Origin of the sequence: Bacillus sp. FSL M7-1345, from assembly GCF_038006985.1 — a bacterium.
Lineage (GTDB): Bacteria > Bacillota > Bacilli > Bacillales > Bacillaceae_G > Bacillus_A > Bacillus_A cereus_U.
Genome location: NZ_JBBOWG010000001.1, coordinates 2592273 through 2617792 on the forward strand (window position 1 = coordinate 2592273; position 25520 = coordinate 2617792).

Consider the following 25520-nt stretch of genomic DNA (forward strand, 5'->3'; position numbering starts at 1 on the left):
TACAAAAAACATGCCTCTTTATCTAAGATTTTGAAGTATCCTTAAAACAAAATTTTCTCTCTCTTTATTTTCTTCCCTTCATAGATTGCTTACAAACAATCTAGATGGCACTGTATGTGAAAATAATCATTCTATTTATCCGAATCATTCCACTGACGACTTATTTCTAGGCCATAATCCATATCGTAAACTTCTTTTATAGCTTTAACTTTTTCAAGACTTGCATCGCTAAATACAGGTTTATTTTCAAAAGAATGTAGAACGATTCTTTCAAGAAGAACGCCTAGCGAAATATCATGATATTCTGCCATTGCTTTCAAAACTTTTACCATTCTTTTTTCCATCCTAATACCAGTTTGCACACGTTCAACTTTAATTTTTGTATTTTTTTCATTTATTTGTTCATTATTTTGTTTCATAACTTCACATCCTTAATGTAAAAAACGATATTTTGTTACCACGATAACAATGTATCATTATAACATTGATGTATATTTTGTCAATTGTGTCATTTTATTATTGGTTAAACATAATAGATTCTCGCCCTATTACTATTATCAAAATAATGTAAATTTGTATCCATATAACGAAAAAAACGCTATTCTTTTTATAGAAATATACAAAAAGGATGGCGTTTTTAATATAAATTTATCGATTTTTAATGAACTAGTATTAGTTTTCAAATAATCACAACGATATATGCTGCCTAATAATTTGGAGTGATTAGTTAAAAAGATCTGATTCGTTTAACCAACAATGTATATCAACTATTTTCGTTGCATTTATTTATTAGATTCTACAAATTTAAAATTCCCCTCATATACATAAACTTATCTTAATGTGTATGAGGGATAAGCCCTACCTTTTCTTTATTTCTTTTTTACGATAAGATAAGCAATCATATAGTGAAGCTTGCTCTTTATATCGCGATTGTTCAAAATCAAATGCTCCGCCTGGGAAGAATCCTACTATACTTAAACCTGCTTCATCACATAGATGGCTAATCTCTTCTATTGTATAGCAACGTAAAGACTGTGTCACAATATCATTTGGATAATTAGGATTCCACCAATGATCTAACATTCTTTCATTTATACTATCATATTCATATTTTCGCATAGCTGAACTTAATGACATTTCTTGGCCACTTATCTTTTTCCAATACAATGGTTGATAAATATCAATAAGTGCACATCCTTCATCCTTCATCCAATCTTTAATCCTTTTTAGTAGAAACAATTGCTCATCATCTGTTCCTACACCAAATCCATCTAAATAACTTACTACATCAAATTCTTCCGAAATGTCAATTTGATAGAAATCACCATGGTGAATCGTAATATCCTTACTTGAATGATCCCTTGCAAATTCAACTAATTCTGTTACAAGTTCAACTGTAGTCATTTTTACATTTAACTTAGACATCGCCCTTGCGAATCCACCATTTCCTGCACCAAGTTCTAACATCGTTTGAAATGGATGACCAACTTGTTCTTGAACTTCTTTAGCAACCTGCTCTAGCCAGTTTTCTGTATTTATATCATAATTCGACAGTTCAAATTGTTTTTTGTAAAATTCCTTCACATTTAATTCGTTCATTATTATTCTCCTCCCGCCATAGATTTTTCTACTACAGGTGAGAAACTAAATTTCTGATACCCATGAAAAATCCCCCTTATTATTTCCCTATATTCACAATTTATCAAAAAATAAGAATTTTAAAAGTATAAATTCAAAAAGCAGATAATGGATTATTCCACTATCTGCTTTCACATCATTCTATAGCTGCTTTTATTTCCCTTTTTGATACTCCACCCAATCACCAGAAATGATAACTTTCTTTAACATTTCTCTATCTTGAGCAACATACACATATGCATGTGTTTCTATATCCCAAAAATAAATAGTTTGGGTGATCCGGTCATATAAATCACTCTCGGGATTACCTGTATATTCTTCAAGTTCATCTAATTTTTGCAGAACATCACTATTTACTTCATAAACTTCCCCATATACTTTTTCCTTGTTTGAACAAACCATTGCAGGATACCCTTCGTTTGTATCAAATAATTTGCCATACGTCCATGCTCCGTCTGCGATGCATGTTGCACCTTGCATATAATGAGCATTCGTTTGCTCTTTTCTTAACGTGCCATACACGAAAACATGATGCATATGTCCCTATCCCCTTTTTATTGCTCTCTACTTTCTAATTTGTAAATATGCACGAATCATAAAGTAACTCACTTCACCTGGAAGCTGTTCTTTAATAGATTTCAAACCACCTTCTGCATTTTGTACGGCGGTTTCAATAAGAGCTTCATACTCTGTTGGAACAAAGCTTTGCCACTCTACTTCCATACCATCTTCATGGCAACGGATTAAGTGGTTTTCAATCGTTTGTCTTGATAGACCTCTATCTTTCGCAATCTCATTTAAATCAATGCCTTGTTTATACATTTCATACGTTTCTATATGAGAATTCGCTGACGCTTTTCCTGATTTTTTACTCTCTGAAACAACTTCAGTCTTAATTGTTTCCGCATAGTTTGGGTTATCCTCAATAAAGTGCTGAACTGCTTGTAAGAAGTGAGACCCGTACTTCACAAGTTTGTGTTCTCCGATTCCTTTTACGGTTAGGAGTTCGGAGTCACTTTGTGGCATTTTCGCACACATATCTTTTAACGTTTGGTCAGAGAAAATAACGAACGGTGGTACACCTTCTCCTTGCGCAATTTCTTTACGCACTTCACGAAGCACTTCAAATAAAGGATGGTCTTGAACAATTTGTCTCGTTTCTACTCGTTCTTTGCGTAAAACATTCTCTTTACCAAGTAATACTTCTTTTCCTTTTTCCGTTACTTTTAATGTCGGATACGTACCATGTTCAACTGCAATTAACTCATCTGAAATTAAAAACTCAATAAACTCACTGACTTCTTTTACACTACGGTTTGACAAAAGACCGTATGTTGGCAAAGTATGAAAATTAAATTCAATGACTTTCTTATTTTTAGATCCAGTTAATACTTGTGCAATCATTTGCTTTCCGAATCGTTGGTTCGTTCGAATCATACAAGATAGTACCATTTGTGATTCTCTCGTCACATCGATACTTTCACGGTCGTCCGTACAATTACCACAGCGGCCACAATCTTCCTTAGGCTCTTCTCCGAAGTATTGCAAAATAAATGATTGTAAACATTGTTCTGTATGACAGTAATCGGTCATATTTTGGAGTTTTTCAAGTTCGTTTGAAAAACGTGATTCTCCAGTTGATTGATCGATTAAAAAGCGTTGTACTTGCACATCTTGAGAAGAATATAACAAAATACATTCACTATCTAATCCGTCACGACCAGCACGTCCTGCTTCTTGATAGTAACTTTCCATATTTTTTGGCAGTTGATAATGAATAACGTAACGAATATTCGATTTATCAATCCCCATTCCAAACGCTGATGTCGCTACCATAACGCTGATTTCATCTCGTAAAAAGAGTTCTTGCTGTTCATTTCGATCGTGATCGCTCATACCAGCATGATATTTCGATACCGAAACTCCTGCTTTCCCTAAATCTTCATATAACTGATCGACTACTTTTCTTGTAGCTGCATAAATAATCCCAGATTCCTTCTGATTTTGACGAATATAATCTGCTAAATACGCATTACGATCCTGTCCTTTAATTACTGAAAACGATAAGTTCTCGCGCTCGAACGTTGTCATAATTGTATTTTCTTGATTAATTTCAAGCGTGTTACAAATATCATCACGCACTTGTGGTGTCGCTGTTGCTGTTAATGCTAAAACGAGTGGTTTTTCTGGAAGATAATCTAATATGCGATGTATATGTAAATAACTCGGGCGGAAATCATGACCCCACTGCGAAATACAGTGCGCCTCATCAATCGCTATCATCGGGATTTTCATATCGATAAGTTGATCAACAAACTCCATAGAATCAAGACGCTCAGGCGCCACGTAAAGCAACTTGTAATGCCCTTGTTTCGCCAATTGAATTCGTTGATTCGCTTCTGTAATAGAAATAGAACTATTAATATATGTAGCGGAAATACCGTTTTGTATTAATGTATCTACTTGATCTTTCATAAGTGAAATCAAAGGTGAGATAACTAATGTCGTTCCTTCGAATACTAATGCGGGAATTTGATAACAAATTGACTTACCACCGCCCGTAGGCATAATACAAACTGTATCTTTCCCATCTAATACATTTTTAATTGTTTCATCTTGTCCTCTTCGGAATGACGAATAACCGAAATAAGACGCTAAAAGTTCTTTTGCTTTTGTAAACAAAAAAGAGTCACCTGCTTTTCTATATCTTTCATCTATTCCTATTATATCATCACTTATGCGTCATGAAAGTGCTGAATGAAAGAGTTATATAATCTGTCATCAAATTGATTCTCGCCACTTTGAATTTTATAAGTATTTGAGTTCTAGTTGCTTCCTACGTTTTACAATATAAAAAACACAAATCTAGTACATAAGAAGAAAAAATTTCAATATAAATATTCATTTTATTCCCCTTCCTAGAATACTACTAATCGTATACATATGAATTTGAGGAGGTTAAATTATGAAACGTAGTTACAATAGTTCCATCAAGCCTAAAGAATCAAATAAACAACTCCAATTCTCTAATAATGATGCGTGGAAATATGAATCATTTTATAAGTATCAGCCCTTATTTTCTTATAGCAAGCTTATGAATTTCCTTTCTCAACTTTTTAAACGTTAATACATGTGCCAAATATATATCATTCAAACAAATTTTCTCAACATATAACTTATAGACTTACTACAATACAGTTGTTACCATATATAATAATCTGTTAGATAAACCCCTTATGTTGACCTGCTTAAAATTAGCAGGTCTTTTTTATCCTTACATATTGCAATGTATGATATCCTGGCTGAAAAGTCTTTTCTCCATTTTAGAACCCTATTCCACTCTCCACAAATGATTATAATTCCAAAAAGCAAAATATAAATCCGCTACATTCATACAAGCAATTCATTTTTTCTCAATACACAAAGTAAATTTCATTTGTTATTATGAAGATACTCTAGATGAGTCTTTGCTCATCAACATTATCTAGTTAAAGGGGTCTGCCGCGGGAAGCAGATCCCTTTAACTTTATTAAAAATTATCCTTTTCATTTGGACGCATTTACCAGGTTATTTCGAAAGAATTTTATGCTAATATTACGTAGTCGAGTCCGACATCTCGGCAATACCCTTTTGAGGTCCTGCAATTTCCCTTGCAGGACCTCTATTATTTTAAAATTCTTTTGATTCATATATATCATAAGTGTGTTTTTCATTCCCCTTCAACTTTCTCCTTTTCCAACTCTCAAAAAAACTCTTGGACACGTAACTTAAAAATAACGTTTATCATATTGTGAGATATACATGTTCAAAGGAGTGTAACTATTTATGTATACTTATTGGCAATCGTATTACTCCCCTTATCATATCACTAATGGAAACTTCGATTCATTTGTACGAAATTACCGAGTTAGTAAAAACGAAAACTTTTTAAAAGGATATATGCGTTCTTTATGGGAACAACACGTCACTTGGACGCGATTAGCCATTATAGGCATCATCTTTAACTTGCCAGACGTAAACGTTACTGTTGGACGTCTTCTACAAAATGCAACACATATGGGGCTTTCACTTGAACCATTCTACGGAGAAAATGCAGTAAAAAAATATAGTGCATTAATTAAAGACCACTTAGTAATTGCTGCTGATCTTGTTAAAGCCGCAAAAGCTGGCGATCAAAACGCAGCAGCCGCTATAGAAAAGAAGTGGTACGCTAATGGTGATGAAATTGTTGAGTTTCTAACCAGTATCAACCCATATATAGAAAAAGAAGAATTTAGAAAAATGTTTTATGAGCATTTAGCGTTAACGAAAGCGGAAGCACTCGCCTTCCTAAATAAAGATTATGATGCCAGTGTAAAACTATACGATAAAATTGAAAAAGAAGCATTAGAAATGGCTGATACTATAACAGATGCAATCGTAAAACAATTTCCGCAAGTATTTCAATAAAAATAAGCCGATTTGAAAAAACAAATCGGCTTATTTAGTTTTCTATCAATGATATTTCACCACTCCTCTTTACATTTAACGTATATCGATATATTTTATTAATATCCGTTTTTTATAGGAGGAAATAGTTTGATTAACGCCATTGGTCTCGTATTTATCCTCACAAATAAACACGAGAAAAAGAAGAAAGTTTATCTGAATGAAAAATTCGCATTAATAGACATTATTGATTCTAAGGAAGTATTTGATGATGGAGGTAACTCATTAGTAGAACTAACATGTAAATACAGTATATATTTAGATGAAAAATACTACTGTAAATCTCTCGATGATTATACCGGACAAGTATTCCCCTTCTTAAGCGCTAAAATAGGAAAAGGACTTCTTAGAAACTTAAATTATTACTTTTCTTACGTTGATGCCTATGATAAAAAACCACCTGTTAAGGAAATAAGACCTCTTATGAAACAAGTAACTAATAGATAGCGCTAATTGCCAAAAAGAAAGTATCTAACTTCGGATGCTTTCTTTTTGAATCACTTGACCGCTAACTTTCACCCTCTTCTAAATATATGTATCCAAGCATACTTTAAAATAAAAACATTGGAGGATTAGACTGAATGAAATACTCAGAAACAATTGTTAGTAAACGGCTTCGAACACTAAAAATGTCTGGTATGTTTTTCATGCTAGTTTTAATAGCATGGCTTGGATATACAAAATTACTTTATGAAAACGGATTTCTTCAAGAAAAGAAAAATTCAGTTGAAGTAATGAATACTAGCATTACAGGAGAAATTGAAAACACTTTTCATGTAAACTTACAAGGTTATCGTAAAACGAGCCTTGATATCGTAATAGATGCTAGTAAAACCGATCCTAGCGAACTATCCTTAATTGAACTTATCAACACATCTTGTTCTAAAGATTGTACAAGTGAACCTTCAACTTACGTTAAGTCCAACCACGGATATATCTTTTATACAGAATCTAATGGTACGAATGTAGCTCTAAAAATTAAAAAGCAAGATTCATGGGAAATAGAAAAGAAATACGTTCAAAATGGAATTTAAACATGCATTTAATATAAACTACCGTTAGCTTTTCACTATAGAAATAGCTCCTATCCCTTTAGGGGTTAAATTTGTTTGATGAGTCTATTTATCATTTTTACCAACCTTCATGTTTACAATGACATTTTTCACACTTACATTTCGGTTTTTCTTTACAATCACACTCTTCACACTTACATTTTGGTTTTTCCTTACAACAACACTCTTTACAATCACATTTCGGTTTTTCCTTGCAACAACATTCATCACAATCTCTACGTTTGCATCTACATCTTCCAAACATTAAATCATCCCAAAAACTATTACAATTATTTCTCATGTGAATATGATTCCTCCTCTATAGACTTCATCATATTCTATGTTTAAAAGTGTAAAATGGCTTGTTTGCTAGTCTAGTTTTTACGCTTTAGAGTAGTTTAACTCATATGTGATGAATACTAATCTTACTAATAATAAACCTGTTTTTAAAATTTTTGTAAAATATTTCCTTTTAATCTGTTATACTATAAACCGAAAATATATTTTATACATATAGGAGGATAAATTTTGAAGAAAATTCTATTATCGGTTCTTTGTGGAGCTGTCCTTTTAGGTGGAGCATGCTCTAAAGATACAGACTCTAAAGATTCAACATCAAAGAAAACTACTAAGGATACAAGTGAATCAACACAGGTATTATCAAAAGAAGAGTTTGAAAAGATGCACTCTAATCCTAAAGAATATAAAGGAAAAAAGGTTGATTTTTATGCACAAATCTTTGTCGAACCTGAACGTGATAAAGATGGTACATACCTTCAAGCCTGGGCTGATAAAGAGCATAGCAAAAATACCATCATTGCTTTCAAAGATCCTAAATTAGATGTAAAACGTGAAGATTATATTCATGTAAAGGGAACTATTAAAGACGTCTTTGAAGGTGAAAATGCTTTTGGCGGAAAAGTAAAAGGTCCTACTATCGTCGCAACAAGTGTTGAAAAAACTGATTATGCAACTGCCTTTGATCCTGCAAAAAAAACAATTGAAGTTAATCAAGAACTAGACCATAAAGGTTATAAAATGATCGTTAAAAAGATTGAAATCGCCGATAAAGAAACGCGAGTTTACTTTACAGCAAAGAATGATGCAACTGCAGCATTTAATTTTTATGATTTCAACTCCAAATTAATCGTAAATGGTCAACAACTAGAATACCAAGATAATTATGAAGCAAAATACCCTAAAATCCCACAAGGTATGATGCCTGGCGTAACTAGTGATGCTGTGTTAACATTCCCTAAACTCCCAATCGAGCAAGGTGAATTACAACTGATACTAGAAGGTTCAAGTGAAAATTATGATTTAAAGCCTGAACCATTTAACTATAAAATTACGTTTTAAATAATAAAATCGACTCTTTTTTAGAGTCGATTTTATTTAATATTATAGAAGCAATAAATAGTTTACTAATTATATTTCCTTTCCTTCCTCCACAGTCCACTTCAACCTCTGCAACATATATCCAATCCCTCTACATCCCTCTACATCCCTCTAACGGATATGTAATGATTTCTTCTGGATATAACTTCGTCACTACTTTTTTATGTTTCTTGCCTGCAAGTAAGACAATTTCATCAAACTGAAGTAAGTCTTTTTCAATCATCTGTTTTTGTAATTGTTCTATACTAATAATCTCATTACTCTTTGAATCAAATGCAAGATCATAGTTTTCCTTTACAATATCATTTGGTCTTAAAAATCCATGCTTTGCTGATAATATAACCCAGCTCTCGAAAAACTCAGTTGCATACGCCTGACATGCTTTTCCGAATGGACTAATATATACATCTTTTGCCTCTGCCTCTCCAGAATATGGATACTTATCCCAAATCTTCTTCTTTCCGCATGGAATTATGCATAACCTTTTCATCGTTATTTCTTACCCCGCTTCTATATTTCTTATGAAACATCAATTTTTTAGTACATTTTTTTACAGAATACTATATACTAATCTTGAAAGATAAAATTACATTATCTTCTATATTTGGTTTAATTTCTTTTAGAACAGTCTATTAAGCATATGTATTATTACATAAACACACCGTACTAAAGTCACTTTCATACAGCATGCATACACCTCATCCTTTAGTGAATTTGTAAAGATTTCGTAAAATCAAGTACACTTAATCTCCCAATCGCTATTCAATAGTACAATATATAAATGTATTATAAAAAGGAGGTGAACAACTATGAAAAATATACTCCCAGCATTATTAGCTTATATTATTGTTTGTATCATCGCGATTATCATTCCAGCATCTGACGGCTATAATACTGTAGGTTGGAAATTCTTTGTTGGGCAAGCGTACGCAATACCTATTTTCATTATTGCTGCTATTATTACATTTTATATAAATAAGAAACGATCTTATGAATAAACGATAAGTAGGATAGCTATTGCTATCCTTTTTTATTTCCCATCTGTAATTTTATAATAAAAAAGGACAAGCAGCCACTCCGGCTACTTGTCCTTTCTGTTTATCCATACTCAATAATATTAAGCTTGGAATGTTTCTGTTAATACAGGAACGATTTGTTTTTTACGAGATACAACACCTTTTAAAGTAGCTGTGTTATTTTGTAATGTTACGTTGTATGCTTTCTCAACAACGTCTGTTGCTTTACCGATCGCAAGGCCAACAGAATCGTTAGTTAAGATGTCAGTTACAACGAATAAGAATAGGTCTAAACCTTTTTCTTCTACTACTGCAGAAATAACTTTTTCAAGTTCCGCTTGGTGTACAAGAACGTCGTTGGTATCAACAGCGTTTACTTGTGCGATTTCAACTTTCGCGTTACCCATTTGGAATTCTTTAGCGTCAAGGGAGATTAATTGCTCCATTGTTTTTCCGCTTAAGTCAGCACCAGCTTTTAACATTTCTAAGCCGTAGCTATCTGCATCTACACCAGCGATTTCCGCTAATTCACGAGCTGCTGCTACGTCTTGTTCTGTGCAAGTTGGAGATTTGAATAGTAAAGAATCTGAAATAATTGCAGATAACATTAAACCTGCAACTTCTTTACGAATTGCAACACCATTTTCTTTGTACATTTTGTTTAAGATTGTAGCTGTACAACCAACTGGCTCACAACGGTAGTATATAGGATCGCTTGTCTCAAAGTTAGCAATACGGTGATGGTCAATAACTTCTAACACACGAACAGATTCGATATCGTTAGCACTTTGTTGGCGTTCGTTATGGTCAACTAAAATAACGTTGTCCACTTCGTTTGCTACTGTCTCAACAAAACGCGGTCCTTCTACTTTAAAAGAGTCTAACGCAAATTGAGTTTCACCGCTGATTTCGCCTAAACGTACAGGCTCAGCATTCATTCCTAATTCTTTTTTCAATTCTGCATAAGCAATCGCAGAACAAATTGCATCTGTATCTGGGTTTTTATGCCCGAAAACTAGTACTTTTTCCATGTTTTCCACCTCTTCATGAAAAGGATATCTTAAAGAAGCAAATATGACAATATTTAAAGCGTATTTTTTTATAAATAATTGCAGTTTCTTCTATATTTTTCATCGTTTTCACAAAAAAAGACCATCTAAAATATTTTAGATGGTCAAAGGTTATCTTTTCGTTAAAATAAAGATGGAACTTGCACTACGTTATTAACTGCGAAATTGGCAAAGGCAGTCTAATTATCGAATAGCCCTCTTCCTCTCAGATTTGCGGAAACAGGCTCCTTTCCTATTTCACGTGCCCATATAGATAACTGGCCGATATGGTGGATTTCGTGGACAATGTGACATGACGTATTATCTCTCCGTGTGTACATTCAATGACTCGGCGCCTAATTGGTGCGTCTCTAGAGCTAATCGGTTCTTCATTGAAATCAGTTTCTGAAAGTTTCCGAGAATCCATTTCATTTGTCCAAGATGTCACAAATTGCTTCACTTTCTCATGGTATTGAGCTGAAAGATTTTTCACTTTTTGCAAGCTGGCATACTCTTCAAACAACGGCTCCTCAAGCACTGGTTCACCTCGCAAACCTAAGATCCACATATATTCCACATCTACAATGTGAAATAAGGTATGTAGGATACTGCCGAACCCACCGACCCGTTTCTTTAATAGTTCTTCATCCGGCATGTCTTCGCACAATGTAAACCACTCATCACGAACTTGCCAATTATATTGAAACAGTTTCAACATCACAGCAACCTCCATCTTTTAGATTAACATTTAATATTCACCAAAAGACTTCAAAATCCCTATTTAAATAATAACTCTAAAAAACCTATTAAAACCTTCTACAAACTGGCTCTTTAATTGAACATTCCAGATAAAGTTAAAGGGTCAAAAGAAAAACACTATTGTACAGGGTTTTATCAAACTTTATTTTAAATTATCAATCTTTTTTACAAATCAATACACAGACATAATAACAAATATGTCGTTTGAAATTATCTCCCTTTTCAAATAAAAAACTAAATCATTTTATAATAAATAACCGTTGCATCTAACTCACCATTCGGAGAAATTGCATACCCCGGTATTCTGCCGGATTCTTGATAATCTAATGACTTATACAATCTATTAGAAGCGTCTCCTTCTCTAGTATCTAAAACTAAAAGAGACCTATTTTCTTGCTTTGCTCGTTCCTCTGCTTTTTGCATAAGTGAACGTCCAATACCGTTACGCCTAAAGTTTGGATGAGTCATTAACTTACAAATTTCGGCTCTATGGATCCCGTTCGGCTTTGTAATTAAATGTAGTTGAACACTGCCCGCCACTTTATTGTTTATTTTAGCAACATATAATATCACTTCTGGTGCTAATACGGTTTGCCAATACTTTGTCGCTTCTTCTCGTTCCAGTGGCGGTAGAAATCCTATTGAAGCTCCATCATCTACTACAGTTTTCAACAGTTCAGAAAATACTTCAATGTCTTCATCAAGTCGTTTAATCTCTTCTATTACTACACTTTGCATTCCTTTTCCCCCTTTTGTTTTTATTTTAACAATTTTTAAAGCAGGAATAATGAAATTCTAAGATGAAATTATTTAAAATATGATTTTTTAGAGAAAGGATCACTATATGAAATATATATTAGAAAGGAAATACGCAAGAGAATTACTGGATTGGGCATATGAACAAAACCCAGGTCCTTGGTTCGAACATTCAATTAATGTTGCCAATGCAACTGAAAAAATAATTGTAGAACTTATAAAAAATGGGTATGACTTAGATGTTGACATAGCATACAATGCCGCTCTCCTGCATGATATAGGAAGATATAAAGGTTTTACTAAATCTGTTATTCATTCCTATGATGGTTACATGTATATGAATGATTTAGGGTATACAGGAAACGCCGTTATATGTGTGACGCATTCATTTCCTTGCAAAAATGAGCATATAGATATCGCAGCAGAGTGGAGCCTTGTTCCCGATTATATGGAAAGCCGGTTAATTGAAATATTGAATGAAAATAGTGACAATGACTTATACAATAAAGTAATTAATCTTTGCGACGCTCTCGCTGATGCGGATGGTTTTATTACGCTTGAAAGAAGATTGGTTTCTGTTGGTTTACGTCATGGCACAACCTCTCATACCTCTTTACATTCGAAAGGATTCTATAAAATTAAGAATGAATTAGAATCTTTAATTGGGAAGAGCATATACACCCTTCTCCCTGATGTAGAGAAATCAATTTATAAGGATACAGAATATTAAAACAAGCACAACTTAAAAACGATACAATTTGTATGTATGATTCTAAAAAACTCATTTAAAAGTGGAGGGATTACTTATTAGTAAAATAGGATTTGACTTAATAAATCATGAAGGTAACTTAAATATTGGATATGAAAATATAGTTCTTATCTCTAGGAAATGTAAATTTTCTAACTGTTCGCATACAAATGAACCACACTGCGCGGTTAAAAAAGCCATCTCTGACGGTACACTTTCTGAAGAAGTAGTTAATAGTTATTATAGAGATGTAAATGAGGCACAATATGTTTTTAAACAGAGGAATAAAACAAAAGCTCTCGATTATATGAAACAATTAAAACTCTTTCAAAAAAATTAGGCTAAAATAAAAAGCTCTCCTTACAAACTTATTTTAAGGAGAGCTTTCTCATGTTTAATGAATTTGATTTTTCAATTCCACCATACACTCTTGCACTAAAATCATCGCTTAGCACATTTCAGTTCTCCTGAAATTGCAGCTAAAACACAACAAGCTTCTAAAATCACTTTACTAAGATCCGCCTTTTGTTTAAGAACAAACAAGGACAATATATAACTCTGAAAAAGATTTAATTTTCAGTTTTTTAATACTAGAAATTTGCATGTTTAAAATTTAACACTATCATCCGCCGATACTTTTTCTTTAGAATTTTTCCTTTCAACCTCTTTACTCCGCTCTTCCCAAATCGTTAAACCTTCAATTCCTACTTTTTTAGGATCAAAAACAGGATCTTTCCCTTCTTTTTTCTGCATTTCATAATCTTTTAACACTTTTAATGCAGTTTTACTTAACAATAGGATTGCTATAAGGTTTAACCATGCCATACTACCAATTCCTAAATCTCCGAGGTTCCATAAAAACGAAGCTGATTCTACACTACCGATGTATACCATAATTAAAAATCCAATTTTTAATACTGGTTTTAACCAGCTATATTTGAGCCCACCATCTAAATAAGTAAGCGTCGTTTCAGCGATATAGTAGTAAGCGAGTAAAGTTGTAAATGCGAAGAAGAAGATTGCGATTGAAATAAATATTGGACCAAATCCAGTCATAACAGTTTCAACTGCTTGTTGTGTATAAATTGGACCTGCTTCCACATTTCCTATATTCCGTACAATTGCGCTTTTCCCTTCAGGTATAACATTATACATACCTGTTATTAAAATCATGAGAGCTGTTGCTGTACATACTACAATTGTATCGATATATACAGAAAACGCTTGAACTAACCCTTGTTTTGCAGGATGTGATACTTCAGCAGCTGCAGAACTATATGTTGCTTCTCCTACACCCGCAACGTTTGAAAATACTGCACGCTTTACTCCCCATGCAATAGCTGCCCCAACGATTCCTCCAAACATTTCATTTACACCAAATGCACTTGAGAAAATTAAAGCAAACATACTTGGAATTTCCGTTACATTCGCAATTAATACGATACATGTAACAATTACATACCCAATTGCCATAAATGGAACTAACATTTGTGAAACGCCTGCAATTCTCTTTACTCCACCAAAAATAATCGCTGCCAATAATACAACTAAAAATATACCAGTTATATATTTACTAATGCCAGAAGAGTTTTCAAATCCAACCGCGATACTACTTGATTGAATCCCTGGTAATAAAACGCCATATGAAAGTGTTACAACCACTGCTACAATGACCGCAAACCATTTCATTTTCAAACCTTTTTCAATGAAATATGGTGTACCACCGCGGTATTCATTTCCTACTTTACTTTTATATACTTGTGCTAATGTTGATTCAATAAATGCACTAGCCGCTCCTAATAGAGCCATCATCCACATCCAAAATACAGCTCCAGGTCCGCCAAAAGCGATAGCTGTCGCGACCCCTGCGATATTCCCTATTCCAACCCTACCTGATAACGCCAAACAAAATGCTTGAAAGGATGATATCCCAGTCTCTGAGCTCTTTCCTTCAAATAATAGTTTAATCATCTCTTTAAAATAACGAATTTGTAAAAAACGAGTTGCAATTGTAAAATACACTCCTGCTCCTAATGCAAAAACAACTAAACCAATACTCCATACTTGCCCTACTAACCATTCTACTAATTTCTCCATCCAAATCCCCCTTATAATTCTTTTGAAAAAGCAATTTTATATATAAGAAAAAGGACAACCTTTATCCTACCTACCAGTTGTCCGCATCTCTTACTATATTTCATCATTCTTTTATCCCGCTATTTGTGGGTAGTATGATTCCCACCTCATGCGTTGAACACAAAGGAAGTAAGGTGGAAAATCACCTACCCGTAAATGCCTGATTGGTTCAACTACTATTCAGCAGGGATGAAAAGACTCCCGACTGAATAGAGTATCACTTAATATTTACCCAAACACTTTTCACTTCTGTATAGTTATCAAGGGCGTATGAACCTAATTCCCGTCCAACACCAGATTGCTTATATCCACCAAATGGTGCAGCAGCATTTTCTAAGTTATAATCATTAATCCACACTGTTCCTGCCTTTAATTTATTGGCAACTTGATGCCCTGTTTTAATATTTTGTGTCCATACACCCGCAGCAAGCCCATATGAAGAGCGATTCGCTCTTTCAATTACTTCTTCTGTCGAATCAAATGGAAGTACAACGACAACTGGTCCAAAGATTTCTTCCTTAACAATTGTCATATCATCAGTAACATTTGTGAATACGGTTGGCTGTACAAAATAACCTTTTTCAAATGCACGTTCACCGCCAGCTGCAACAGTAGCACCTTCAGCTTTTCCTTGTTCAATGTAATTTAGCACACGCTCTTGTTGTTTTTTAGATACGAGCGGTCCCATTTCAGTTTCCGCCTCCATACCTGCCCCAAGCTTCACTTCATTTGCCATTTTTACAAGTTCATTTACGACTGTTTCATAGTGCTTTCGATGAACGAAAACTCGAGATCCTGCGCTACAATTTTGACCATGATTATACATAATTCCTTGGAACGCACCGTTAATCGCTTCTTCTAAGTCAGCATCTTCTAAAATGATGTTTGGTGACTTACCACCAAGTTCTAGTGTTACATGTTTAATTGTTTCTGCAGATTGACGCATAATATATTTCCCTGTAACTGTTGAACCTGTGAAAGCTACTTTATCAATATCATGATGGTTTACAATTGCAGCTCCTGCTTCTTGGCCGAAACCTGGTACAAAGTTTACAACACCGTTTGGAAAACCAGCTTCTTTAAAAAGCTTCGCTGTATATAGTAAAGATAAAGGTGTTTGCTCTGCTGGTTTTAATACAATCGTACAACCTGTCGCAAGAGCGGCTCCCATTTTCCAAGAAGACATAACGAGCGGAAAATTCCATGGAATAATTTGACCTACAACACCAACCGGTTCATGGCGTGTGTAATTTAAATAATCTTTTGAAATCGGAATTGTTTGCCCGATAATTTTTGTAGCCCATCCCGCGTAATAACGATAATTTTCTACAGTTGCTGAAATATCATCATCCAGTGCTACTTGATATGGTTTTCCATTGTCTAAAGCTTCTAGCTGTGCTAATTCTTCTCTATGCTCTTCAATTAAATCTGCTAATTTATAAATAAGATGTGCTCTTTCAGCAGTAGTCATCTCTGCCCACGGGCCTGATTCAAAAGCAAATCTCGCCGCTTTTACTGCGATATCAATATCTTCTTCTTGCGCTTCACATACGACGGCTAGCACATCTTCTGTCGCTGGATTGTATGTTTCAAATGTCTTTCCACTAATAGAAGGAACAAATTCGCCATTAATAAACATTTTAATTTCTTCATTTAAAAACGCTTTCACTTTTGGTTTCAACTCAATGTTTGTCGTTAACATATATGCTCTCCTCCTTGTTTAAACAGCTGCATGAGCTGCAATTTTTGATAAAATCGTTTGAAGCTTTTGATCTTCCTCTTCAGTTAATCCTAATCTCGGATAACGAGAAGGTCCGCCAACTTGCCCGTGTAGTTCCATTGAACGTTTAACGATTTGTACATATTTCCCTGATCCTTCAAGAAACTCGCAAAGTGGTAAAATAGCATCGTTCATTTCCCACGCTTTTTCTAATTCACCATTTTGAAAATGCTCATACATTTTCGTAACGAGACCTGGAACGATATTTCCTGCTACCGAAACCCATCCTGAGGCACCAACTAAATAAGATTCCATAACTAAATCTTCAGACCCACAGAAGACTTGAAAAGCACCTTCGCCTTGTCTTACTAAATCTCTCGCTTTTCGAATATCTCCACTAGATTCTTTAATATGTGTAACATTTTCACATTCTTTTCCAATACGGAGCATTAGCTCTGTACTCATATCAACACCAGAAGTAAATGGGTTATTATATAGCATAATTGGTATATTTACAGCGTTTGAGATTTCTTTAAAATAAAAATAGATTTCCTCTTCTTTCGGTTTACAATAATACGAGTTTATAATTAATGCACAATCTGCTCCGTGCGCTTCTGCATGTTTCGTATATTCAATCGTTTCTTTCGTCGTCTCCGCAGCAGTTCCAACAATAACTGGAATACGGCCATCAACTTCTTTCAATACAGTTTCTACCATGTTAAATCGTTCTTCTTTTGATAAACTAACAAATTCCCCCGTACTTCCATTAATAATAATTCCAGCTACCTTTTGCTCAATAAAGTAGTTTACGTTTTGTTTTACGCCTTTCCAATCAATCTCTTGAAATTCATCCATCGGTGTTATTAATACTGGAAATGCCCCTTTAATTTTTTGCATCTTTATCTCTCCCTTTAACATATTATTTTAATAAGAAACCTGTTGGAAACGGATCAGTAGGATCTAATATAAATGTTTGCATACCTGTAATAAACCCTCTACTTTCAAATCGAAAAATGTATCCGAGTTCTTCTTTCTTCACTTTTTCTACTGTTATAAAGCTATTAAAAATACTTTCATTTCTAAAAGGTTTATCCGCTATATAATCATTTTTAAATAATGTATGAACATAAGACACAATAGTAGAAACAAAACCCGGCGAACGTACTATAAAGTTATCTTCATGAAATGTAATCGACTTTATATGGTTCTTTTCTTTTTGCATAGAATCTACTAAAATAAGTCTTTTTATTAATGACTGTTTTTGTATAGATTGAAGTGTAGCTTCACCCCATTTTTTTAATTTAGAGATGTTTTCAATACTGATTTCTGGCGAATACGTATCCTTTTCTACAACTGCATATACTTTATCTGCCTGTATGAGAGAGTAACTTATATTACCAACCTTTAAATTTTTCTCAATCATATAACATAGTTTGCTTTCAAACGAAACAGATACAACTTCATCATTCTCTACATATGCATCCACTGAAAATATTCCAGATAGCGTTTCGATTTTGTATTGATTAGACTCTCTCTTTTTTAAATACCCGCTTTCTAGTAACATCGTTATTACTGCGACAATACCTCCGTAATGAAGAGGAATAGATCCTTCATGATTAAAAAACAATACAGCTGCATCCACTTCATTATGAATAGAAGGAACGACAATACATCCATTTAAACCGATAAAACCACGTGGTTCATTTAATAAAAGCTTCATTTCTTCTGCTAATTCACCTGAAAATTGTTCGTTTAATTGCTCCAAACTGTAGTAGTATTTGCATGGTACGTCTTTCATTACACGAAATGCCTCGCCATTTACGTGTACGTCTACTGCTGTATACATTTTTTGAATGTTCATTTTACATCCTCCGTTTCATGTTCCATCGGCGGAATTAGCAAAAAGCCTTCTTTAAGTGGATCCTTTTCATTGTAAAAAAATCTATGCATACCCATAAGCCAAGCGGATCCCGTAATTTTCGTTACTACAGCTTCAATATTTTCGACATATGTTGTATTCATGACACACCCTTTAAATAGAGAACCTACAATACTCTCATGAACGAATTCTTCATCAATGTCGATTTTTTTATGAGCGTATAATACAGCTAACTTCGCTGATGTTCCTGTACCACATGGAGATCGATCAATTCCCCCTGGTGGAACAACAACTGTATTTTTCACATGCGCACTTTCATGAGTAGGATCTGTATAAAATTCAACATGTGTTAATCCTCTTATAAACGAATACTGCGGATGAATGATTTCAAACTTCTCATTAATTGTATTTCTAATATGAATCGCCTTATCAATGATTGTAGATGCGTTTTCTGGTACTAACTCTAGACCTACTGACTTCGCATCGATAATGGCATAAAAATTCCCTCCATACGCAATATCAGCCTCTACAGTTCCAACTTCTTCGACGTGTACAGAAATATTTTTCAGTAAAAAAGCTGGTATGTTACAGAAGGAGACTTCTTTCGCTTTCCCATCTTGAACAGAAATATCTACTTCAACTAAGCCAGCTGGCGTGTCTAACTTTAAAGAAGTGACCGGTTCAACTACTGGAATTAAACCTGATTCAACTAAAGCTGTACATACACCAATTGTATCGTGGCCACACATCGGCAAATATCCACCTGTCTCTATGTATATAACACCTATATCAGCTTCAGGATGACACGGATCTGTTAATAGTGCTCCTGACATTACATCATGACCACGTGGCTCATTCATTAACAATTTCCGAATCCAGTCATACTCCTTTTTCATATGTAACATCTTCTCTGCCATCGTCTCTCCAATTAACTTAGGAAGTCCGCTAATTAATGTCCTCGTTGGATTCCCGCCCGTATGTGTATCAATCGTCGTAAAAACTCTTTGTGACCTCATCCGTTTAACACCCTTTCTGTAAAACGACTCAAACGAAGTGGTTCAATAGGAATGATTGTTTCTTTTTCATTTAATAACTCTTCAATCACTTTCCCAGTAACTGCTGCAAGACTAATTCCATCACCTTCATGTCCTGCTGCTATAAAGTAGTTCGGAATATGTTCCACTCCTGAAATGATTGGCAAATGATCTTCTGTCCACGGGCGTAAACCAGCATATGAACGAATCACCATCATATCTGCCATTTTCGGATAAAAACGAATTGCTCTATTCGCAATACATTTAATAACCTCATTGTTAATCCTCGTATGAAAGCCTACAAACTCTCTACTACTACCAATTAAAAAATTTTGGCTTTCTGTCGGTTCAAATACAAGTGCCACCCCGTATTTTTCAGTTAAAGCATCCACTTTTCGTTTTCCGCCAAATTTAGAAATTAAATAACCAAATTCCATTACTTTACGGCAACCTACGTGTTGTTGCCTTGAAGCTACAATAATATGTCCCTTTCTCGGTTCAATTGGGATATTCACATCTAACATCTGTCCGATTTTAGGAGCCCACACACCGGCTGCGTTCACCACTTGCTTCGCAGTAAACGTCCCATTTGTTGTTTCTACAATAAAGGAACCATCTATATCTCTTTTCATTTCTTTTACTTCTGTATGATTAAAAGCTTTTGTACCAAATTTCTTCGATTCTGCAAGAAGTGAAAAAGCAAGAAGATATGGATTTACAGTTGAATCCGTTGCACATTCTAAACCACCCAATAAATCATCTGCAAAAAATGGTGATTCTTCTTTTATATCTTGCCTATCAAGCATTCGAAACGGTAATCCAGCTTCTTTTTGACGATTTACCCATTGCTGTGCTGCCTCCATTTCTTCGTCTGATTCACAAACGAGAATGCTTCCTGGCGCCCTATATTCAAATGAGTGCTCCAACTCTTCACTTAGTTCTGTTACTAATTTTTGACTTACTAACGACATTTGGCTATCAAACCCTGGGTCTTTATCAATCGCTAAAATATTCCCGTCACACCGTGAAGACGTTCCACTGACAAATTCTCCTTTTTCAATGATCGTTACGTCTCTTCCGTATTTTGAAGTGTAATAAGCGATAGAACATCCTATAATTCCACCGCCTATTATTAAAACGTCACAGTGCCTCATATATAGCACTCCTCCTTTCTCCTAAATCTCTCACTTTTTATTTATGCAATTGGTGTGCCAACTCTACATACAGAACTATTTATATGAAATAATTTTTATTTGTAAAAATATTTTAAATTTATCGTAAATAGGTGTATTATTTCTTTATCACTGTCTAAATTTTTATACATACCAGGAGGACACTATGACATTTTCATTTCCAACAATAAAAGAGTTTATAAAAATTTTATCAATTGATCGTACAAGCACCATTCAGCACATGAAACAGGAAGGTGAAAATTTTTATTACCTTCCTTCATCTACTGAAGAATGTAGTTGCGCAGTTATTTATGAAGAGGACTCTTTCACTACGTTAATCGAAGCTTTTTCTAACAATTCGGCAGTTGTAATTGTGAACGAAAATCTAGATCCTATATGCTGTGTAACTGCTCAACAAATGATTCCATTTCTTTATAAGTCTTACAATGATCTGCTAGCTTTTTATAACACTGTCATTCAAACGACTGATTCTTCTGTTACCGTCATTGATGAGAAAGAATGCGTTCGTACGTGGACAGATGGCGCTGAAAAAATCTTTTCAGTCAAACATAACGAAATTATCGGACAACCGATTACACGTTTTTTTGATTATAAAGATTTAGAAATTTTACAATCATTACATGACGGAAAAAGCATAATCGCCCAGTTCCATCAGCCTCGTCCGGATTTGTTCGTATTAATTAATTCAAATCCAGTTTATTGTAACAATGAAATTATAGGAGCAGTCGTTTCTGAAACTGATGTTACAAATCAAGTCGCTTTGAATGAAAAACTATTTAATATGTCGCATGAAATGCACCGATTAGAACAAGAAGTAGCAAAATATAAAGATACATCCGATCCTTTCCTTGCGATGAATGGAAAAAGCCCTGTTATACAACGAACGATTCAATTAGCTAGAAAGGTTTGTTCAGTGAAATCTACGGTTTTAATACTCGGCGAAAGCGGAGTTGGAAAAGAAGTGTTTGCGAAAGCAATTCATGAAGCAAGTGAGACAGCGAATGCCCCGTTTATTTCAATTAACTGCGGTGCAATTCCTGAAGCGTTATTTGAAAGTGAATTATTTGGTTACGAACGTGGAGCCTTTTCTGGTGCAAATAGTAAAGGGAAGAAAGGGAAAATAGAGCTCGCGCAAGGCGGTACTTTATTCCTTGATGAGATTGGAGAAATGCCTCTCGATATGCAAGTGAAACTTTTGCGTGTACTGCAAGAACGAAAGTATTACCGAGTTGGTGGAGAAAAAGAAATTAATATCGATTTCCGCATTATCGCTGCTACAAATCGTGATTTACAAGAAGAAATGAGAAAAGGAACTTTCCGGGAAGATTTATACTATCGCTTAAATGTAGTTAGCTTGCACATTCCGCCACTGCGCGAAAGACGAGAGGATATTATTGAATTAACCTACTCCTTCTTAAACGATTTTTCAATAAACTATAACAGGCCTATTCGTGACTTACCTTCAAGCATTATGCATGAACTGCTTCATTACAATTGGCCTGGTAATATTCGCGAGCTCCGCAACGTAGTTGAAAGACTCGTCGTATTTGCGACAGACGGCATTATAAAACAAGAATATTTACCGTTTCATACAAATGATACTTTAGAGAACAAAACATCTCATTCCCTATTACTCAGCAATAATAATATGATTCTTTCTTTACAAGAAGAAATGGATGAGCACGAGAAAAAGGTAATTGAAAGAGCTTTACGCATTTTAGATGGTAATAAATTAGAATGTGCGAAACAACTCGGGGTAACGAGGGCCACTTTATATAACCGCTTAAAAAGGCTTGGGTTACAATAACCCCTTCTCCACCTCTATGTTGGCATAGTTATTGCATAATAATTTGTGTAAACCGAACTAGAGGAGGAATACATATGACGAATAAAGAGAATTTAATTGTTTGTCGTTGTGAAGAAGTTACATACGGACAACTTCAATCGACAATTGCTGAATATAATTGCTCAGCTCGTGAGTTAAAACTAAGAACGCGTGCTGGTATGGGTTTTTGCGGGGGACGTACATGTAGAACAACACTAGATCGAATGATCGAAAACGCTAACCCTGGTACATCTCCTGACGAGATTCCATTAAAATATCAACCACCAGTGCGTGCAGTTACTTTTGGGGCGGTAGGTGAAAATAAATGAATAGAATTATAAATCACCCTATTTTAGGTAGTTTAAATAGTAGTCAGCGTATCAATTTTCAATTTAATGGTCAACAATATGAAGCATATGAACATGAAACGATAGCGGCCGCTCTACTTGCAAACGGAATAAGAACGTTAAGAGTCCATGAAGATAGCGGGACGCCGCGAGGTATTTATTGTAATATCGGACATTGTTCTGAATGCCGCGTGACTGTAAACGATCAAACGAACGTACGAGCATGCTTAACGGTTGTAGAAAACGATATGGTTGTTGAAAGCGGAAAACAGCATCCAAATATCGTGAGAGAGATGGTGAAAAAGCGATGATCGATGTAATTATTATTGGTGCAGGACCAGCAGGTTTATCAGCTTCCATCTCTTGTGCACGTTTTGGACTTAACGTACTTGTTATTGATGAATTTATGAAGCCGGGCGGGAGATTGTTAGGACAGTTACATCAAGAGCCTACTGGGGAATGGTGGAACGGAATAGAAGAATCAAAACGCCTTCGCGAAGAAGCAAAATCACTTTCAGTCGATATTCGGTGCGGTGTTTCCGTCTATAATTTAGATAAAGATGAGAGTTCTTGGTTCGTACATACAAATATCGGTACGTTAGAAACACCGTTCGTACTAATTGCTACTGGGGCTGCGGAGTATTCTATTCCCCTTCCTGGCTGGACACTTCCAGGAGTTATGTCAATTGGAGCAGCTCAAGTTATGACAAATGTTCACCGCGTGCAAGTTGGAAAAAAAGGAATCATAATTGGCGCTAACATTTTGTCTTTCGCCATTTTAAATGAATTACAATTAGCTGGAATTAAAGTAGAACATATTGTACTTCCTGAAAAAAGTGAGCTAAGCCAAAAGGCTGGTGAACCAGAAGAAGTTTTGAACTCTCTTTTAAATGCAGCTCACCTTGCCCCATCTGCTTTCCTACGTATAGGTAGTCGTTTTATGAAGTATGATTGGATTCGAAAAGCCGGATTAACCTTTTATCCAAATAGCGGAATGAAAATAAACGGAACACCACTTCATCTCCGAAAAGCTGCACTTGAAATTATCGGAACGGATCAAGTTGAAGGTGTCCGTGTTGCTAATATTGATTCTAAAGGAAATATTATTAATGGATCAGAAAAGATATATGAGGCTGACTTCGTTTGTATTGCCGGAGGTTTATATCCGCTTGCTGAGCTTGCCGCTGTAGCGGGATGCCCATTCCATTACATTCCTGAACTTGGCGGGCATGTTCCGCTTCATTCAGAAGAAATGGAAACCCCTCTTCCCGGTTTATTTGTAGCTGGAAATATTACTGGAATTGAAAGCGGTAAAATCGCAATGGCGCAAGGAACAGTTGCAGGTCTATCTATTGTTAAACATGTAAGTGAGAAACGTGACGTAGTCGACCAACAATTACAACAAGCAATGGAAAACGTTCACTCTGTTCGTCAAAAAGCAGCGATTCAATTTAATCCAATGATTGATGTTGGTAGACGGAAGATGAATGAACTTTGGTATGATTATTCTTCTACATATGCACATACTAAAAAGAGCTGCTGAGATTACTCTCAACAGCTCTTTTCACTACTCATCTGAGTTATTAAATTTCGCTAATGCGTAAATACCTTCTTCATCATCTAATTCAAGTTGCAATCTTGCTGCAAATGAATTGACGTTGTATTCTCGATCAAGTAGTAAGCGTAGTGCTTCGATTAAGTTCGCTTGAATTAATATTTGCTGGCGACCATTTACCTCTACTTCTGCAGAGAAACCGTAGTCATCATCATACATTAGTTCAACTGAAACTTCTTCTGGACCAACTTGTCTTTTTTCAGCGATATATATACAAAGCGCATTTATAAGCTCTTGTTCAGAAATTTTTATTGTTTCCATGCTACTTCATCTGCCTTTTTCTTACGTTGATCCTTGAAGTATTTAAATGCACGAACTGCTAACATTACAATACCAGCCATTACTAACATATTTACCATAAACGCTAATACAGAACCAAGAGCTCCCATATTTGCAAATAAGCTACCCATTAGTAAACCACCAAGACCACCTAGTAATAAGCCTTTCATAAAGCCACCTTTATTACTTTTTGGTGCTGTGTTTGTTGCTTTTGTTTTTGAATCTGTTGTCGTTTTTTGTGAATTTACATTAGAATCTTTTTTGTTTAAATCAACTTTTGAATTTTGACCAGAACTTGGTGTATATGATTTTTTACCAGATTTGTAACTTTTCGCTTCCGCGTGATTTACGAACATAAAGCTACTAGCCCCAAAGATAACCATGAATGCTGTCATTACTGCTACAAGTTTTTTCAACATATTATATCCATTCTCCTTTTATATAGATATATGTGAAATCTACCTTTCTTTTAAAACAAGAATGATAGATTTATTTTAAAACCTTTTTAAAGGTTCTTATGAACTTATTATATGAACTTTTGTCGAAATATGCAAGTATTATTTACTTACGACAATAATTCCATAACAA

General features: G+C 34.8%; 26 protein-coding genes and 2 pseudogenes. 11 read left to right on the forward strand and 17 right to left on the reverse strand.

Annotated features, from left to right (window positions below):
- Window positions 1-131: 131 nt before the first annotated feature.
- The 4 genes from MHB76_RS13450 to recQ all read right to left on the reverse strand — a co-directional run bounded on the left by MHB76_RS13450 (window position 132) and on the right by recQ (window position 4320).
- Window positions 132-419 carry a hypothetical protein gene (locus tag MHB76_RS13450; RefSeq protein ID WP_002110300.1) on the reverse strand — a complete coding sequence of 96 codons (288 nt, stop codon included), beginning with the start codon at window positions 417-419 and terminating at the stop codon, window positions 132-134.
- 439 nt (window positions 420-858) lie between these two features.
- Window positions 859-1599, reverse strand: a complete 741-nt coding sequence (locus tag MHB76_RS13455) for a class I SAM-dependent methyltransferase (protein WP_078174690.1) — start codon at window positions 1597-1599, stop codon at window positions 859-861.
- A 192-nt stretch (window positions 1600-1791) separates the two neighbouring features.
- On the reverse strand, window positions 1792-2175 hold the full coding sequence (locus MHB76_RS13460) for a gamma-glutamylcyclotransferase family protein (RefSeq protein ID WP_078174689.1): 384 nt from the start codon (window positions 2173-2175) through the stop codon (window positions 1792-1794).
- Between the two features lie 27 nt (window positions 2176-2202).
- The gene (gene recQ / locus MHB76_RS13465; RefSeq protein ID WP_078174688.1) at window positions 2203-4320 is read right to left on the reverse strand and encodes a DNA helicase RecQ; all 2118 of its coding nucleotides are present in this window, start codon (window positions 4318-4320) and stop codon (window positions 2203-2205) included.
- 1143 nt (window positions 4321-5463) lie between these two features.
- Between recQ and MHB76_RS13470 the strand changes: the two genes are divergently transcribed.
- The 3 genes from MHB76_RS13470 to MHB76_RS13480 all read left to right on the forward strand — a co-directional run bounded on the left by MHB76_RS13470 (window position 5464) and on the right by MHB76_RS13480 (window position 7160).
- On the forward strand, window positions 5464-6087 hold the full coding sequence (locus MHB76_RS13470; protein ID WP_088078706.1) for an acetylglutamate kinase: 624 nt from the start codon (window positions 5464-5466) through the stop codon (window positions 6085-6087).
- Window positions 6088-6216: 129 nt separating this feature from the next.
- On the forward strand, window positions 6217-6573 hold the full coding sequence (locus MHB76_RS13475) for a cytoplasmic protein (RefSeq protein WP_078174686.1): 357 nt from the start codon (window positions 6217-6219) through the stop codon (window positions 6571-6573).
- Between the two features lie 134 nt (window positions 6574-6707).
- Window positions 6708-7160, forward strand: a complete 453-nt coding sequence (locus tag MHB76_RS13480) for a hypothetical protein (protein WP_078174685.1) — start codon at window positions 6708-6710, stop codon at window positions 7158-7160.
- An 84-nt stretch (window positions 7161-7244) separates the two neighbouring features.
- On the opposite strand, the gene MHB76_RS13485 is transcribed toward MHB76_RS13480, so the two are convergent.
- Window positions 7245-7439, reverse strand: a complete 195-nt coding sequence (locus MHB76_RS13485; RefSeq protein WP_016105088.1) for a hypothetical protein — start codon at window positions 7437-7439, stop codon at window positions 7245-7247.
- A 267-nt stretch (window positions 7440-7706) separates the two neighbouring features.
- Here MHB76_RS13485 and MHB76_RS13490 point away from each other — a divergent pair, with 267 nt between their 5' ends.
- A complete protein-coding gene (locus MHB76_RS13490; protein ID WP_016105089.1) occupies window positions 7707-8537 on the forward strand; it encodes a hypothetical protein in 831 nt (276 codons plus the stop codon).
- A 69-nt stretch (window positions 8538-8606) separates the two neighbouring features.
- On the opposite strand, the pseudogene MHB76_RS13495 reads toward MHB76_RS13490, so the two are convergent.
- Window positions 8607-9066: pseudogene (locus MHB76_RS13495) on the reverse strand (DUF6884 domain-containing protein).
- Between the two features lie 319 nt (window positions 9067-9385).
- On the opposite strand from MHB76_RS13495, the gene MHB76_RS13500 reads away from it, so the two are divergent.
- Entirely contained in the window at window positions 9386-9574 is a 189-nt protein-coding gene (locus tag MHB76_RS13500; protein ID WP_000789863.1) for a DUF4017 family protein, read from the forward strand.
- A gap of 119 nt (window positions 9575-9693) precedes the next feature.
- Here the strand turns inward: MHB76_RS13500 and ppaC are convergent, their stop codons facing one another.
- The 3 genes and pseudogenes from ppaC to MHB76_RS13515 form a co-directional block, all read right to left on the reverse strand.
- The gene (ppaC, locus tag MHB76_RS13505; protein WP_002110312.1) at window positions 9694-10623 is read right to left on the reverse strand and encodes a manganese-dependent inorganic pyrophosphatase; all 930 of its coding nucleotides are present in this window, start codon (window positions 10621-10623) and stop codon (window positions 9694-9696) included.
- 218 nt (window positions 10624-10841) lie between these two features.
- Window positions 10842-11359 (reverse strand): annotated as a pseudogene (locus MHB76_RS13510) (DinB family protein).
- A gap of 275 nt (window positions 11360-11634) precedes the next feature.
- On the reverse strand, window positions 11635-12138 hold the full coding sequence (locus MHB76_RS13515; RefSeq protein WP_078174682.1) for a GNAT family N-acetyltransferase: 504 nt from the start codon (window positions 12136-12138) through the stop codon (window positions 11635-11637).
- Between the two features lie 106 nt (window positions 12139-12244).
- On the opposite strand from MHB76_RS13515, the gene MHB76_RS13520 reads away from it, so the two are divergent.
- Window positions 12245-12886 (forward strand): HD domain-containing protein, encoded by a 642-nt coding sequence (locus tag MHB76_RS13520; protein WP_340986815.1) that lies wholly within the window; start codon window positions 12245-12247, stop codon window positions 12884-12886.
- 61 nt (window positions 12887-12947) lie between these two features.
- Window positions 12948-13244 (forward strand): hypothetical protein, encoded by a 297-nt coding sequence (locus tag MHB76_RS13525; RefSeq protein ID WP_078174680.1) that lies wholly within the window; start codon window positions 12948-12950, stop codon window positions 13242-13244.
- A gap of 266 nt (window positions 13245-13510) precedes the next feature.
- Here MHB76_RS13525 and MHB76_RS13530 read toward each other — a convergent pair whose 3' ends face one another.
- The 6 genes from MHB76_RS13530 to MHB76_RS13555 form a co-directional block, all read right to left on the reverse strand.
- Complete coding sequence (locus MHB76_RS13530) at window positions 13511-15001, reverse strand: alanine/glycine:cation symporter family protein (protein ID WP_078174679.1); 1491 nt, start codon at window positions 14999-15001, stop codon at window positions 13511-13513.
- A gap of 256 nt (window positions 15002-15257) precedes the next feature.
- The gene (locus tag MHB76_RS13535) at window positions 15258-16742 is read right to left on the reverse strand and encodes an aldehyde dehydrogenase family protein (RefSeq protein WP_002110322.1); all 1485 of its coding nucleotides are present in this window, start codon (window positions 16740-16742) and stop codon (window positions 15258-15260) included.
- Window positions 16743-16760: 18 nt separating this feature from the next.
- Window positions 16761-17657 carry a 4-hydroxy-tetrahydrodipicolinate synthase gene (gene dapA / locus MHB76_RS13540; protein WP_340986817.1) on the reverse strand — a complete coding sequence of 299 codons (897 nt, stop codon included), beginning with the start codon at window positions 17655-17657 and terminating at the stop codon, window positions 16761-16763.
- 22 nt (window positions 17658-17679) lie between these two features.
- A complete protein-coding gene (locus tag MHB76_RS13545) occupies window positions 17680-18621 on the reverse strand; it encodes a proline racemase family protein (RefSeq protein ID WP_002161489.1) in 942 nt (313 codons plus the stop codon).
- Entirely contained in the window at window positions 18618-19655 is a 1038-nt protein-coding gene (locus tag MHB76_RS13550; RefSeq protein WP_002161488.1) for a proline racemase family protein, read from the reverse strand. Before MHB76_RS13550 ends, MHB76_RS13545 begins: the two co-directional genes overlap by 4 nt.
- Entirely contained in the window at window positions 19652-20827 is a 1176-nt protein-coding gene (locus tag MHB76_RS13555; RefSeq protein ID WP_078174676.1) for an NAD(P)/FAD-dependent oxidoreductase, read from the reverse strand. Before MHB76_RS13555 ends, MHB76_RS13550 begins: the two co-directional genes overlap by 4 nt.
- Before the next feature lie 184 nt (window positions 20828-21011).
- Here MHB76_RS13555 and MHB76_RS13560 point away from each other — a divergent pair, with 184 nt between their 5' ends.
- The 4 genes from MHB76_RS13560 to MHB76_RS13575 all read left to right on the forward strand — a co-directional run bounded on the left by MHB76_RS13560 (window position 21012) and on the right by MHB76_RS13575 (window position 24581).
- A complete protein-coding gene (locus tag MHB76_RS13560; protein WP_078174675.1) occupies window positions 21012-22673 on the forward strand; it encodes a sigma-54 interaction domain-containing protein in 1662 nt (553 codons plus the stop codon).
- Between the two features lie 74 nt (window positions 22674-22747).
- Entirely contained in the window at window positions 22748-23020 is a 273-nt protein-coding gene (locus MHB76_RS13565) for a (2Fe-2S)-binding protein (RefSeq protein ID WP_002065856.1), read from the forward strand.
- A complete protein-coding gene (locus MHB76_RS13570; protein WP_078174674.1) occupies window positions 23017-23349 on the forward strand; it encodes a (2Fe-2S)-binding protein in 333 nt (110 codons plus the stop codon). The genes MHB76_RS13565 and MHB76_RS13570 overlap by 4 nt, the downstream gene beginning before the upstream one ends.
- Window positions 23346-24581, forward strand: coding sequence for an FAD-dependent oxidoreductase (locus MHB76_RS13575; protein ID WP_199709121.1), 1236 nt, complete (start codon window positions 23346-23348; stop codon window positions 24579-24581). Before MHB76_RS13570 ends, MHB76_RS13575 begins: the two co-directional genes overlap by 4 nt.
- Window positions 24582-24605: 24 nt before the next feature.
- Here MHB76_RS13575 and MHB76_RS13580 read toward each other — a convergent pair whose 3' ends face one another.
- The gene (locus MHB76_RS13580; protein ID WP_002110338.1) at window positions 24606-24914 is read right to left on the reverse strand and encodes a YxcD family protein; all 309 of its coding nucleotides are present in this window, start codon (window positions 24912-24914) and stop codon (window positions 24606-24608) included.
- A complete protein-coding gene (locus tag MHB76_RS13585; protein ID WP_002012966.1) occupies window positions 24902-25351 on the reverse strand; it encodes a hypothetical protein in 450 nt (149 codons plus the stop codon). The genes MHB76_RS13580 and MHB76_RS13585 overlap by 13 nt, the downstream gene beginning before the upstream one ends.
- Window positions 25352-25520: the final 169 nt, after the last annotated feature.

Coding starts and splice junctions, on each gene's coding strand:
- MHB76_RS13450 (WP_002110300.1), bottom strand. CDS start 419: ATGAAACAAAATAATGAACAAATAAATGAAAAAAATACAAAAATTAAA.
- MHB76_RS13455 (WP_078174690.1), bottom strand. CDS start 1,599: ATGAACGAATTAAATGTGAAGGAATTTTACAAAAAACAATTTGAACTG.
- MHB76_RS13460 (WP_078174689.1), bottom strand. CDS start 2,175: ATGCATCATGTTTTCGTGTATGGCACGTTAAGAAAAGAGCAAACGAAT.
- MHB76_RS13470 (WP_088078706.1), top strand. CDS start 5,464: ATGTATACTTATTGGCAATCGTATTACTCCCCTTATCATATCACTAAT.
- MHB76_RS13480 (WP_078174685.1), top strand. CDS start 6,708: ATGAAATACTCAGAAACAATTGTTAGTAAACGGCTTCGAACACTAAAA.
- MHB76_RS13500 (WP_000789863.1), top strand. CDS start 9,386: ATGAAAAATATACTCCCAGCATTATTAGCTTATATTATTGTTTGTATC.
- ppaC (WP_002110312.1), bottom strand. CDS start 10,623: ATGGAAAAAGTACTAGTTTTCGGGCATAAAAACCCAGATACAGATGCA.
- MHB76_RS13515 (WP_078174682.1), bottom strand. CDS start 12,138: ATGCAAAGTGTAGTAATAGAAGAGATTAAACGACTTGATGAAGACATT.
- MHB76_RS13520 (WP_340986815.1), top strand. CDS start 12,245: ATGAAATATATATTAGAAAGGAAATACGCAAGAGAATTACTGGATTGG.
- MHB76_RS13530 (WP_078174679.1), bottom strand. CDS start 15,001: ATGGAGAAATTAGTAGAATGGTTAGTAGGGCAAGTATGGAGTATTGGT.
- MHB76_RS13535 (WP_002110322.1), bottom strand. CDS start 16,742: ATGTTAACGACAAACATTGAGTTGAAACCAAAAGTGAAAGCGTTTTTA.
- dapA (WP_340986817.1), bottom strand. CDS start 17,657: ATGCAAAAAATTAAAGGGGCATTTCCAGTATTAATAACACCGATGGAT.
- MHB76_RS13545 (WP_002161489.1), bottom strand. CDS start 18,621: ATGAACATTCAAAAAATGTATACAGCAGTAGACGTACACGTAAATGGC.
- MHB76_RS13550 (WP_002161488.1), bottom strand. CDS start 19,655: ATGAGGTCACAAAGAGTTTTTACGACGATTGATACACATACGGGCGGG.
- MHB76_RS13555 (WP_078174676.1), bottom strand. CDS start 20,827: ATGAGGCACTGTGACGTTTTAATAATAGGCGGTGGAATTATAGGATGT.
- MHB76_RS13560 (WP_078174675.1), top strand. CDS start 21,012: ATGACATTTTCATTTCCAACAATAAAAGAGTTTATAAAAATTTTATCA.
- MHB76_RS13565 (WP_002065856.1), top strand. CDS start 22,748: ATGACGAATAAAGAGAATTTAATTGTTTGTCGTTGTGAAGAAGTTACA.
- MHB76_RS13570 (WP_078174674.1), top strand. CDS start 23,017: ATGAATAGAATTATAAATCACCCTATTTTAGGTAGTTTAAATAGTAGT.
- MHB76_RS13575 (WP_199709121.1), top strand. CDS start 23,346: ATGATCGATGTAATTATTATTGGTGCAGGACCAGCAGGTTTATCAGCT.
- MHB76_RS13580 (WP_002110338.1), bottom strand. CDS start 24,914: ATGGAAACAATAAAAATTTCTGAACAAGAGCTTATAAATGCGCTTTGT.
- MHB76_RS13585 (WP_002012966.1), bottom strand. CDS start 25,351: ATGTTGAAAAAACTTGTAGCAGTAATGACAGCATTCATGGTTATCTTT.